General features: G+C 38.2%; 9 protein-coding genes. 4 read left to right on the top strand and 5 right to left on the bottom strand.

The genetic code is table 11. The annotated features are described in order from the left end of the window. Positions 1 to 2 precede the first annotated feature (2 nt). From ODR02_RS08420 to ODR02_RS08400, 5 genes are all read right to left on the bottom strand, one after another. A complete protein-coding gene (locus ODR02_RS08420; RefSeq protein WP_309512117.1) occupies positions 3 to 998 on the bottom strand; it encodes a DUF4861 family protein in 996 nt (331 codons plus the stop codon). A 49-nt stretch (positions 999 to 1,047) separates the two neighbouring features. Further along, positions 1,048 to 2,463 carry a pectate lyase family protein gene (locus ODR02_RS08415; RefSeq protein WP_309512116.1) on the bottom strand — a complete coding sequence of 472 codons (1,416 nt, stop codon included), beginning with the start codon at positions 2,461 to 2,463 and terminating at the stop codon, positions 1,048 to 1,050. Between the two features lie 32 nt (positions 2,464 to 2,495). Next, a complete protein-coding gene (locus ODR02_RS08410; RefSeq protein WP_309512115.1) occupies positions 2,496 to 3,518 on the bottom strand; it encodes a pectinesterase family protein in 1,023 nt (340 codons plus the stop codon). An 82-nt stretch (positions 3,519 to 3,600) separates the two neighbouring features. Beyond that, positions 3,601 to 5,436: a RagB/SusD family nutrient uptake outer membrane protein gene (locus tag ODR02_RS08405; protein ID WP_309512114.1), complete on the bottom strand. Its 1,836-nt coding sequence runs from the start codon at positions 5,434 to 5,436 to the stop codon at positions 3,601 to 3,603. Between the two features lie 10 nt (positions 5,437 to 5,446). Further along, positions 5,447 to 8,464: a SusC/RagA family TonB-linked outer membrane protein gene (locus tag ODR02_RS08400; RefSeq protein WP_309512113.1), complete on the bottom strand. Its 3,018-nt coding sequence runs from the start codon at positions 8,462 to 8,464 to the stop codon at positions 5,447 to 5,449. Positions 8,465 to 9,336: 872 nt separating this feature from the next. Here ODR02_RS08400 and kduI point away from each other — a divergent pair. Genes kduI through ODR02_RS08380 form a run of 4 tightly spaced genes read left to right on the top strand, consistent with a single transcriptional unit; the run spans position 9,337 to position 13,393 of the window. Continuing rightward, the gene (gene kduI, locus ODR02_RS08395) at positions 9,337 to 10,173 is read left to right on the top strand and encodes a 5-dehydro-4-deoxy-D-glucuronate isomerase (RefSeq protein WP_209784582.1); all 837 of its coding nucleotides are present in this window, start codon (positions 9,337 to 9,339) and stop codon (positions 10,171 to 10,173) included. Between the two features lie 8 nt (positions 10,174 to 10,181). After that, the gene (locus tag ODR02_RS08390; RefSeq protein ID WP_047430171.1) at positions 10,182 to 10,964 is read left to right on the top strand and encodes a gluconate 5-dehydrogenase; all 783 of its coding nucleotides are present in this window, start codon (positions 10,182 to 10,184) and stop codon (positions 10,962 to 10,964) included. Between the two features lie 17 nt (positions 10,965 to 10,981). Further along, the gene (gene uxaC, locus ODR02_RS08385) at positions 10,982 to 12,379 is read left to right on the top strand and encodes a glucuronate isomerase (RefSeq protein WP_209784581.1); all 1,398 of its coding nucleotides are present in this window, start codon (positions 10,982 to 10,984) and stop codon (positions 12,377 to 12,379) included. A gap of 9 nt (positions 12,380 to 12,388) precedes the next feature. Next, entirely contained in the window at positions 12,389 to 13,393 is a 1,005-nt protein-coding gene (locus ODR02_RS08380; RefSeq protein ID WP_209784580.1) for a sugar kinase, read from the top strand.

The following is a 13,393-nucleotide window of genomic DNA, read 5'->3' as shown; positions in this document are numbered from 1 at the left end:
CTTTAAAGTTGTTGAGTTTTATCCAGAATATCCAGTTTTTGATCCAGATCCTTGTAGAAAGCATCTTCGGTGATTAAGCCGTTAGCTTCCTGAGACCATGCTCCCATAAAATAATAGGATACATTTTTAGTTTTTTTGAAAACGATGGTATGGGTAGATTTTGTCTTTAGATATTGATCAAAGCTTTCAAGAGGGTAGAAGACTGCCATTCCCAGATTGTCTTCTTTTTTGGCTAAAGTTTGCGGTCCATAAGTCGCAATATAACCCCATTTTTTATTTTTACTGATTCCTTGTTTTAAGGGAATGTTTTTAAAAGCAACGATTCCTGTACATAAACCTGAAAGGCTGTTGCTTAGGGTAAGGTCTACTTTTACGAAACGGTCTTTGGGGAAAATCGTCAGTTTTGACTGTAGATCTACCGGATTTCCCCATGTTTTCCAACCTTTGTAATCGATCGTAGCATAAGACTGGTCTTTTTCATTAACCACTTTTGCGGTAGTCTTTTTTACGATTTTAAAAGTTTCCACATAATCATTCTGTTCATCATATCTTCCGTAAGATCCGATTCCGATGGTGCGGCCGGATTTCAGAATATCCTGTCCCCAGGGAGCATCATGATGATAAGATTCAAAACCGTCCTGGCCAACTTCAGGTAATACGAGTCCTGTTACCTTTTTACCGAAAATATCAGTAGCATTTCTCCAGTCCAGATAGAGTCTGTAGCCAACCTGATTGTTTTCCAGACCAATTCCTTCATATCTGATATACGAGGAGTGATCCGTATGGGCTTCCGGCAGGGTAAGTTCCTGGACATTTTTGAAAGTTCCTCCAATGTATTGATTGCCTTCCCATTTTCCGCCTTCTTTTACAGACAGTTCAGCGTAAGAAAAAGGTGCTTTTGGGTTTTTCTTAATGGTTTCAATCACAGAAGTCTGTGCTGAAAGGTTTGTGCTGATAAAAGCGCCTGCTATGACTATTTTAAATAAACTGAGTTTCATACTTTTTCCTGTTGAGTTACCGATTTCTGTTGATGAGCTTTCATGGTTATTAGTTTTGCCCATCGGTTATTTTGCGGACAATATCATTCATATACACTTCTATATTGTCATAGTTATGATCCAGATCTCTGCCGTTGGCATTGGCAGATTTTGGGTTTAAATGATGTTTAATTTCCCATTCATCCGGGATTCCGTCATTGTCGGAATCTGGGAGAGGATTTGCCTGTTTTAACAGAGGAAATCCACCTGTGTCATTTTGGGAATCAATGATTCCTTTTTTACTTCCTTTTGAACCTTTGTAAGTAAAACTTCCGGTTTCAATGTCTTTTAAAACATGAAGATCTACAGCATCTCTTACCAGGCTTGCTCCGCTGAATTTAATCACTTTCTTGTAAGCTTGCTCCGCAGAATGGGTTTTGATGTTATTTTCAATATCATGAGGCTGATTGATTTTAATAGAATTTCTATCCTTTTCTACTAAGTTGTAGCCTGGCTTCATCTGACTGAAAACACCTTCTGTCCAGTTATCTTTGGTAACTTCCGGATTTCCTTCCATCACATTTCCGTGGATGTAGTATTTTCCCCAGATATTATAGACTTCGGTTTTTGGGTTTTCATTTTTATCGATGGCGGCAATCCGTTGTCTGGTTAACGTTGAAGGGCCCGGTTTGTAATAATTATTAACGAGATTCACGTTCATTCCTTCACCTCCATAGATACTGTTGTGGCCCCAGTTGTAGATCAGATTATTCCTGAAATCAGTAAGGTCTGTCAGTGCAAATTTACTTCCTGCATATTCACCCAGTCTTGGATTTCTGCTGTCGTGATGAGCATAGATATTATGATGGAATGATGCCCGTTTACCTCCGGCAATTCCGCCATAACCATGAGCACCTTTCTGATGGAAGCTGTTTCTGAGGCTTTCCGCAATGATACACCACTGAAGGGTTGTATTTTCGTTGGCATAGATGGAAACGGTTTCGTCTGTAGACCAGCTCATTGAGCAATGATCCACCATCAGATTTTTGATAAATCTGGCTCCCAAAGCATCGCCTTCAAATTTTTTCTGATCTCCCATTCTGAATCTCAGATAACGGATAATAACGTTGTCAGCCGCTACAAATGTTTCGTAGTTGGCAACGGTAATTCCGTCTCCGGGAGCGGTTTGTCCGGCAATGGTGACATCACCTTCTTTTATTTTTAAAGGAGCCTGTAAGTAAATTGTTCCACTGGTTTTAAATACAATATATCTCTGACCTTTTTGATCTAAAGCGTATCTTAAACTTCCTTCAGAGCTATCGTCTCTCAGATGGGTTACGAAATATACTTTTCCGCTACGTCCGCCTGTTGTGAATCTTCCAAAACCTTCAGCACCGGGAAAACTCAATGTTTCCTGCGCATTGATCAGCGGAGAAATACTGCATACAATTCCGGTAACGAATAGTTTGATTAAACTCTTTGCCATGATTTTAAAATTCTCTTTAGGAGTAGGTTAAATTATTGCAGGCTCTTTTTTATATTCCATTGATCATTTCCTTTAAGAATATTCTCCGGAGTGTATTTTTTTCTTTCTTCTTTATTTAATTGATGCGACCACGAAACTCTTTGAGCAATAGTAGCTCCGGCTCCTTTTGAGTTGCTTTCTGCATACAATGTGGTCTTTTCGGCTTCCGTTTTGTTCCAGTTATGCCATCCTTCAGGCTTTATAGTTATGTTAAGCTCACAGTCAATATAAACCGTTCTGGCAAAAGGTCTCCATGGTCTTCCCAGATAGACGGAATGGTCTTTTGCATTTCCAATAATCTTTGAATTGATAAAAACGAACCCAAATTCATTTCCCTGTGGAGTAGAAGCGGCTGTAATATAACTTGCTGTTTCTTTGGAGTAGATCATACAATTTTCAAAAACGGCTGTTCCTGCTCCAAAAATATAATCCGTTGTTCCTTCTATATAACAGTTTTTAAAATAATTTCTTGACGGTTTTGTCTTGTCTTCAAGATCCTGTGCTCCTTTTAAATATAGAGTATCCTGATTTCCCAGGAATCTGCAGTTTTCAAACGCAATCCTGTCGCCGGAGGTTAATACGGCAACGGCTTGTCCTACTTTGCCGGAACTGTTTTCAAATGAAATATTCTTTGCCGTAAAATCATTTGAATAAATAAATATTGTAGACGAACCTGTAGTTCCGATCTCTTTTCCTTCAGGATTCTTTTTGGAGGCATAATCATCGTGAGTAATGATCGTTTTTTCTGGATTTTCACCTTCCAGCAGTATGGCTCCTTTTGTTTCCGGGATGGTAATCTTTTCTTTATAAATTCCGTTTTTAATAAAAACTTTTGTTCTTACTAAAGAACTGTTTTCAATAGCATTAATCGCTTGCTGGATGGTTGTGAAATCACCTTTTCCATCTTTCGAAACCACGATGGTTTTATCCTTTGTTTTGAAAGAAAGAAGGCTAAATAAAGCAATCAAAGCAACAGAAAACAGAGCCGTGTTTTTTAAAAAAATGGAATATTTCATAAAGCAATTTTGGTTTAAAATACAGGCTGTGTCCCCAAAGAGAGCAACCTGTATTTTTGATATGAATGTAAACTTAAACTGTCTAGTATCCGTAATCCTGAGTAAGATTATAATTTGAATTGATTACGTCCAGTGCTATAGGAAGAAGCTCCTTTTTATTAGGCTGGAAATAATAAGCATAACTTTTCACAGGATCTCCGTTGATGTAAGGCTGTGTCATGGCAAGTCTCCAGTTGATTTTCGTATATCCTGAAGGTGTGGCAACACTTTGGTTAGGATTGTAGAAAACATCGGCTTTATTGATTCCATTGACATAAATATCCATATCCAGTACATTTTGCTGAGCCGTTTTTGCCGGCACATAATTAACAACAGTGGAAGCTGGTTTTTTATAAAAAATGTATTCAGGAACGTTGGCATAAGCTCCGGTGCCGTTCATGAAATCTGTAAGCTTTTGTCTGGTTTCATTGATCTTTGTTTCCAGAAGATTCCAGCGGATCAGATCATATTTTCTTAAACCTTCGCCTCCGAATTCCAATAATCTTTCCTGAACAATATATTTGAAAAAGTCGTTTTTAGAAGTTGGAATGGTTCCCACCTGACCAATATTTCCGGCATAAGCTCTTTGTCTGACAGCCATCACGGCATCGATAGCTTCCTGAGAAGGAGCACTGTGAATTTGGTTATCTGCCTCTGCAAACATTAATAAAATATCTGCATATCTCAAAAGCGGCCAGTCGATTCCCAGGTTCTGTGATGTTCCGGTAATACTCGTCCAGGATTTTCTGAATTTCCCGTCATTCCAGTTAATAGAAGTCTGAAGATCTTCCTGTTTGCTTGTACTTACTCTAAAAATAGCAATATTGACATCTCTTCTCAGATCATATTTGCTAAACTCATAGAAATAAGTAGGAATAGCACTGATTCCTCCTGCTGATTTCCAGTCTGAGTCATCATGTCTTAACCCATTATAATATCCGATTTTAGAATCTGTTCGTGAGTTTCCCCCAAATGCTCCGATAGCGAAAATAATTTCATTCGTTGTATCCGGGCTGTTGGTATGCAGTGATCTGAAAAGGCCTTCATAACTAGGATTTAGCTTATGCTGTCCGGAATTGATGATTTCTTTACACTCATCATAAGCGATCTGATAATACTTCTGAGGATTGGTGCCTTGTACCATTAATTGGGGGCTTCTTCTCAGAGAATATCCTGCTCTTGCCAAGGCGATTCTCGCTCTTAATCCTTTTACAGCAGCTTTTGAAAGTCTTTGTGCAGTAGTTCCTCCTTCAGATTTCCATGGAACTAAAGTTGAAGCTTGAGCAAGATCCTCCAGTATCTGATCATAAATGATGTCACGATCTGTTTTAGGTAAATATACCGAAGGAAGATCAGCTGAAGGTTTGTCCTGAAACGGAACATCTCCCCAGTTTTTAATAAGATCAAAGTAGAACATTGCTCTTAATGTCAACGCTTCTCCAAGATAACGGTCCATCAGCTTTTTATCAGCTGCGGATCCTGTTTGATATACAGGAGAAAGTGGAATGTTTTTAATAACCAGATTGGCTCTTTCAATACCCGTGTAAGTATCCAGGAAAGGTCTTAATAATTCTGTATTGGTAGGAATTGCTCCAAAACAGCTGACTCCTCTTCTGTCATTGGCATTGTAATCTCCTGACGTCCTGAAATCGTCTCCTGACTGGGAAAGAATAAGGTTCATTCTCTGTCCATAGGTATTGTCACCCATAGCACTGTTGTAAACTCCTACAAGAGCAGCAAAAGTATCCGGTGCTGAATCAAACTGCTGCTTTTCTGCGGTGTTGGAAAGGTTTTCTACCTCTAAATAGTCGCTGCATGAGTTCAGGGTTAATATAAATGCAAGAGATAGAAAAAGGCTTGAAAATTTATTTTTGTTCATAGCGTTCGTTTTAGAAAGTGATATCTACTCCTGATAAGATAAATCGGCTTCTTGGATAAGCTGAATAATCAACTCCCGGAGTTAATGGATTTCTTCTTGTATTGGCTTCCGGATCAAATCCTGAATAGCCGGTAATTGTAAATAAATTATTCACAGTAGCATACAGTCTCAGGTTTTTCACTCCAATGGCTTCTAAAGATCTTTTTGGAAGACTATATCCGATGGTCAGGTTATTCAGTCTTAGGAAAGAGCCGTCTTCAATGGCATAGGAATGCAGGAAGTAAGCACCTGCAGGCGGAGTCCACATGGTTGTATTGGCATTAAGGGCAGCAAGAGCTGTTGGGTCTGTCACCTTATTTCCGGCGTTATCAAACCATCTCCAGCGGTCCGCTACTTCTGCCAGCATGTTATTATCCTTATACAGATACTGAGTAGTGTATTCTATTTTGTTGGCATTGTATACTTTATTTCCTATTGAGAAATTGAAAAGTAAGCTCATATCCCAGTTCTTATAACGGAATGTTTGCGTAAAACCACCATAGAATTTAGGTTGTGCGCTTCCAAGATCGGTCATGTCTTTATTATCAATCACTCCGTCACCATTGAGATCCTGAAGTTTAAGATCTCCCGGCTGTACAGCTTTTGCCCCGTTAGCCACAGCGGCAGAGCTTGCAATTCCGTTTTTTAAAGTATAGATCTGAGTGGCTGCATCATAATTAAAATCACTCACTTCATATCTTCCGGCCGTAACATATCCCCAATAAGTTCCTACCGGTTTTCCAACCTGTACAAGGAAATCAAACAGGTTATTCTGCCATCCGGAAGGGTAGTAGTAAGAATTGGAACTTGCAGAAGCATTGTTTCCTAAGCTTTTGATCGTATTTCTGTTGGATGAGATATTGGCATCAATCTTCCATGAAAAATTTTCTTTACTGATGATGGTACTTCCCATTGATAATTCTATCCCTTTATTTTCACTGCTTCCTGAGTTCTGATATTGAAACTCATACCCCGAAGTCTGTGGTATTTTGGCCAGTAATAAAAGGTCCTTTGTATGCGTTTTATAGACATCAATAGTACCATAAAGTCTTCCTTTAAATAAACCAAAATCAAGACCTGCATTATAAGAAGTTGCAGTCTCCCATTTCACGTTAGGGTTTGCCATGATATTTCCTGTTGTGGCACCTGGTGTAACGCTGGTTCCAAAAGCATATCCGTAGTCTGAAGAAGAGGTGAAGAAGGTATCATATAAAAAAGCTCCGATTCTGTTATTTCCTGATTTTCCATATCCTAAACGAAGTTTCAGTTCATTGACAAAATTGCTTTGTTTTAAGAAATTTTCTTCTTTGATTTTCCATGCTAAAGAAGCCGCTGGGAAATATCCCCACTGGTTGGGACCTGGCTTGAAAACGCTTGAGCCGTCAGCTCTCATGGATACCGTTGCGATATATTTATTATGATAGATATAATTTACTCTTCCAAAGAAAGATGCCAGACGGTCTACTTCTCTTGCGGTTTTAGGAGCATCCTGAACCATTCCTGACGGAGGTGAAGCCAGCTGTGAATTGGCAAATGCTTCCTGTGCCGAAGAAGATTTCGGGAACCATTTTATATTAATAGACGTTGATTCTCCGTCTGTTCTTACCGTTTCCTGACCCGCTAGCAAATCCAGCTTGTGATTTCCAAAGGTTCTTCTATAATTCAGGGTATTGGTATTGGTAATCCTTCTGGTTTGAGCGTTGCTTAAAAATACGACAGGCTGATCATTATTCTGTCTTGCAAGGTTGGTTACCGGACCGGAAAACTGGTTGACAATCTGATCTCTCTGCACATATCCGATTACACTTCGAAAAGTGAAATCTTTACTGATTTTATAATCAAGCGTTGCATTAAGCAATAAATCATTTCTTCCGCTTTCTTTTACTTCATCATTGGCCAGGAGAATTGGATTGACAAGATTGGTCTGATCTGCGAATAACGGATCAAATTCATCAACATCTACCGCTGAACCTCCTTCAAAAGGCTGATATCTTATAGCATTTCTCAATCTGTTGGTCGTTTGCGAACCGGAAGCAGAAGTTCCCGCGCCATAAATCATTTGGCGGCTGTAACGGGCATTAAGACCAATGCTCAGTTTTTTTGAAATATCATAATCATACCTGAAGTTGGCCATATTTCTTTTAAATCCCGAACCAATCATAATCCCGTCTTCTTCTACATTATTCAGAGTTAAAGAGAATGCCGAATTTTCATTTCCTCCGGATAGAGATACATTATGGGTAAAGTTGAAGGCTTCTCTTCCGAAGAGTTTATCCTGCCAGTTTACATTCTTGACAGATTTATATTTATCCAGCTGGTCAAATGTTCCGTAACGGGTGTTAAAAGTTTCAATATCTTTCAGGTCTCCGTTCTTATAATATTGTTCATACTGATAGAGTACATACTCATAAGGATCCAGAACATTAAGCTTATTCTGAATGCTTCTTACCCCTACAAAACCATTATAATTGATCGTTGTCTTTCCCTTTTTACGGCCTCCTTTTGTTGTGATCAGAACCACACCGTTGGCTCCTCTTGAACCGAATATAGAGGTTGATGAAGCATCTTTTAAAACCTCAATTGATTCTATTTCCTTTGGTGATAAGATCGTCAGGGCATTATCCATCTGTACACCATCTACAATATAGAGTGGGGCATTGCTTTGGGTAATGGAATTTCCACCGCGGATTACAATATCCACATCAGCGCCGGGAGATCCTTCACTCAGGGAAACCTGTACTCCGGCCAGTCTTCCCTGGATAGCTTCAGCAGCATTGGTAGACGGCATATCTTTAAGCGCTTCGCCTTTCACTGAAGAAACAGCGTTGGTAACATCTTTTTTAGAAACCTTTGTATATCCCACTAAAACCACATCATCCAGTTTGGTTTCTTTATCTTTTTTTGTTTCTTTTTCTTGAGCCATTGCAAGGACAGGAAGCAGAAAAACAGTTAAATATAACCACTTTATTGATTGTACTCTTTTATCCATTGTATATCCTTATAGTTTTAATTCTTGCTTGAAAGTTTTTTCAATCTTTCTTGTTTAGGACTGTTAAGTATTCTGCGGACTTTAGTGGTCATGAAGCTTTTAATATTTTTTACGCTTTTGTGCAATCGATTGCGTAATTTTTTATAAAACATTATTCTGGCTCCTAAACTAATATTATTTTTCAATATGCAAAGAAAAAAATGTTATTTTTTTATTAATTTGATGGTGTAAATAAAAATATTCTAATCGGATGTTGTGAGTTTTGATTATCTAACATGTTGTAAATAAGGCTGGTATTTGTTCGTTCTGAATGTCATGGGAGGGGATAGAAATTTTTCGGTTTTTTAATGTTTAAGATTTAGAAAACTTAAAAATAACTTAAAATTCATATGTTTTTGCATCAAAAAAATCCCTGAATTATTATCTTGAAACAAAATTTTGTGATATTTTCTGATTTTTGTCATCTTTTTTCACAGGATTTTGCATCTGTATTTTGTTGTTTTTAATGATATATCATAATGTATATAGTATATTTTGTAAAAGTGTTTAATTTTTATCAATTTGATATCTTAAAAATATCGTTTTATTTTGGCATGATTTTATATTTTTGAAGGTTCCTGGTTCTGTTTTTGGTTAATTTTTTTCGGATGAAAAGTTTTTATTTTAATTAAAACAAGCATTGTTTTTAATTTTATATATTTGAAAATCAATCACTTTAAAAATTAAATTAATTTTTTGTTAACTAATTAAAGAATAATTCTATATTTATCCCACAAGTATTTCTGTCAATTTTAGTGTAATTTTATGCAATCGATTACATTTAATTTAACGGGTTTGAGAAAACCGCAAAAAAGAAAAGTAAAAATAGGAGTATGATACAGTCAGAATTTCGTTACGCCCATCATCCGGAAGATGTTAAAAAGTATACTACAGAAGATCTTAGGAGTGAGTTTCTGATCAATGATTTATTCAATGAGGATAAAATAAAAGTTGTCTATTCTATGTATGACAGGCTTATTGTAGGAGGGGTAATGCCTTCGTCCAAAGCTTTGAAACTGGAACCTACAGACGACCTGAAAGCAGAAAACTTTCTGGACAGAAGAGAGCTGGGAATCATCAACGTAGGTGGTGCCGGAAAAGTAACGGTAGATGGAACGGTATATAACCTTGGGAATAAAGAAGCTTTATACGTTGGAAAAGGAGCTAAAGAAGTATTTTTTGAAAAAGATGGCGAAGAGCAAACCTATTTCTACATCAATTCAGCACCGGCACACCATTCATATCCCACAAAGAAAATCACGAAAGATGAAGCAGAAATTGTGGAATTGGGTGAAGAAAAGTACGCCAACAAACGTACGATAAATAAACTGATTGTTAATTCTGTTGTAGAAACCTGCCAGCTTCAGATGGGTATGACGGAACTACACCCCGGAAGTGTGTGGAATACAATGCCGGCCCATACTCATGCCAGAAGAATGGAAGCGTACTTCTATTTTGACCTCGAAGAAGGGCAGACGGTAAGTCATTTTATGGGACAGCCTCATGAAACCCGTCACCTGTTCATGAAGAACAGGCAGGCAGTATTGTCTCCCGAATGGTCTATTCACTCTGGAGTAGGAACTTCCCATTATACTTTTATCTGGGGTATGGCTGGAGAAAATATGGACTACGGTGATATGGACGGTATTAAAACAAACGAACTAAAGTAATTTTCCCAATGAATTTATTTGATTTATCCGGTAAGGTAGCAGTCGTTACCGGCGGTACTCACGGATTAGGAATGGCAATGGCAGAAGGCCTTGCTGCTGCTGGTGCCGAACTGGCAATCACCAGTACAACGCCATCAAAACTGGAAGAAGCATTGAATTACTACCACGAAAAAGGGTATAAAGCAACAGGCTATATTTTTGATGTGACGGATGAACTGGAAGCTGCCCAAAAAGTAGCGTTAATGGAAGCCACCCATGGAAAAATAGATATCCTTGTCAACAATGCAGGAATTATCAAACGTATTCCGGCTATTGATATGGAAGTGGAAGACTTTAGAAAAGTAATTGATGTAGACCTTACCGGACCTTTTATCATGTCGAAATTAATCGGGAAATATATGATTAAAAGAAAATCCGGGAAAATTATCAATATCTGCTCGATGATGAGTGAGCTGGGACGCGATAATGTAGTGGCGTATGCTTCTGCAAAAGGCGGCCTTAAAATGCTTACTAAAAATCTGGCAACAGAATGGGCAAAACATAATATTCAGGTGAACGGAATCGGTCCCGGATATTTTGCTACTTCCCAGACAGAACCCATCCGTGTGGATGGAAATCCTTTCAATGATTTTATCATCAGCAGAACTCCGGAAGGAAGATGGGGAAATCCGGAAGACCTTGCAGGAACAGCTATTTTCCTTGCTTCTGATGCAAGCAGATTCATCAACGGACAGATTATTTACGTTGACGGAGGAATTCTCGCCACCATTGGAAAACCTGCTAATGAATAACTACAGATTAGACTAGAATGAAACCTTTTATAACAGATCAATTTTTATTACAAAATAAATACGCTGAAGAACTTTACTTCAGATTCGCAGAAAAACAACCTATCATTGATTATCATAATCATCTGATCCCTAAAGATATTGCAGAAGACACTGTTTTTGAAAATATCTCTAAAGTATGGATTGCCGGTGATCATTACAAATGGAGAGCCATGCGTACCATGGGAGTGAATGAAAAATTCATCACGGGAGATTCTACTGACAAAGAGAAATTTGAAGCATGGGCAAAAACGGTTCCTTATACATTGAGAAATCCTCTGTATCACTGGACTCATCTGGAATTAAAGAGATATTTCGGAATTGATGAATTATTAAGTGAAGATAACGCATCAGAGATCTATGAGAATATCACCGCTCAGCTTCAGACACCGGAAAAATCTACCAGAGGTCTTTTGAAAATGATGAATGTGGAATCTCTATGTACCACAGAAGATCCTACAGATATTTTGAATTACCATCAGGATCTGGCGAAAAGCGATTTCAGTATAAAAGTAAGCACGGCGTTCCGTCCGGATAAAGCCATTTTGATTGAAAATCACAATTTTGCAGATTATATCGCAAAACTGGGGGCTTCAGCAGGTATTGAAATCAATTCTTACCAGACTTTATGTGATGCTTTGCTTAAAAGAATTGAGTATTTCCACGAAAACGGATGCAGACTCTGTGACCATGGTTTAAACAATATTTCTTTTGAAGAAGCTTCAGAAGTCGAAGTGAATACTATTTTCAATGATAAATTAGCCGGAAAAGTGATTGCCGAAAAGCAGGTGAACCAATTTAAAACAGCCATTTTATTATTCTTAGGGGAGGCTTATCACCAATACGGATGGGTGCAGCAATTCCATTTGGGAGCTTTGAGAAATAATAATGAAAGAATGCATAGAGTTCTGGGACCTGATACCGGCTGGGATTCCATTGGCGACTTTGTGCAGGCGGAAACGTTGTCCCGATTTTTGAACACTTTAGACGGAAAAGATAAACTTACAAAAACCATTTTATACAATTTAAACCCAGCTGATAACGAAATTTTCGCGACAATGATCGGAAATTTCAATGATGGAAGCATCAAAGGAAAAGTACAGTTTGGTTCAGGATGGTGGTTTCTCGACCAGAAAGATGGGATGATCAAACAAATGAATGCCCTTTCCAATATGGGATTGATTAGCTGCTTTGTAGGAATGCTCACAGATTCCAGAAGTTTCCTTTCTTATCCAAGACATGAATATTTCAGAAGAGTATTGTGTAATCTTTTCGGAGAAGAAATGAAGAATGGCGAACTGCCGGATGACATTGAACTGATTGGGAAAACTATTTCAGATATCTGTTATCATAACGCAAAAAACTATTTTGATTTTTAATTGAATATCATGAGCAAAATAGTCACATTCGGTGAAGTCATTATGAGGCTTTCTCCACCCGGAAACAGAACCATGAAACAAAGTCATGAAATGGAGTTCTTTTTTGGAGGAACAGAGTTGAATGTCGCTGCTTCATTGGCAACAATGGGTTGTGAAGTACAGCATATCAGCTGTGTATCCGATGATTTTGTTGGAGAATCTGCGGTTTCTTTCATTCAGAGTTTTGGTATTGATACCACTTTTATCAACAAAAATGAACATCCTCTGGGCCTGTATTTTCTTGAGGTAGGATCATCAGTTCGTGCCAGCAGAATTGCTTATAACAGGCTGAACGGTTCCTTTGCAAATATTCAACCTGAAAAAATAGACTGGAAAAATGTGCTTGAAGGATGTGGATACTTCCACTGGACAGGAATCAGTCCCGGTATTTCGGAATCAGCCTATGAAGCTTTAAAAGAGGGGTTGAAAATCGCTCAGCAGATGGGGATTGAAGTGACAACCGATCCTGCTTACCGTTCAAATCTCTGGAAATATGGCAAAAAAGGAAATGAAGTACTGAAAGAACTGGTTTCTTATTCCACCATTTTTATCGGAGGAGTAAACGAAATCAATGAAATTTTCGAAACTCAGTTTTCCTCAGACAAAGAAGGTTTTATTGAAGCCTGTAAAGAATTAAAACAACAGATTCCTTCCGTTCAAAGGATTTTTGATAAAGTAAGAATTGGGGTCACAGCCAGCACTCAGCAAACCCAGGGAAGAGCATGGGTAGATGAAACCTATTTTGAAACCAATCTCCTTGAAATCAATCCTGTCGTTGACAGAATCGGGACGGGAGACGCTTTTGCCGCAGGGTTAATCTATGGTTTAAAGAATTTTGATGACGAAAAAGCATTGAATTTTGCAAACGCAGCCTGTGCTTTAAAACATACTATTCCGGGGGATATTAACTATTCAAGTGCAGAAGACATCCTGGAAGTGATGAACGGAAATTCAGGAGGAAGAATAAAAAGATAA

The organism is Chryseobacterium sp. CFS2, from assembly GCF_036543225.1.
GTDB lineage: Bacteria > Bacteroidota > Bacteroidia > Flavobacteriales > Weeksellaceae > Chryseobacterium > Chryseobacterium culicis_A.
Note: the sequence above shows the minus strand (reverse complement) of the source record. Positions and strands in the feature narration are given on the sequence as shown.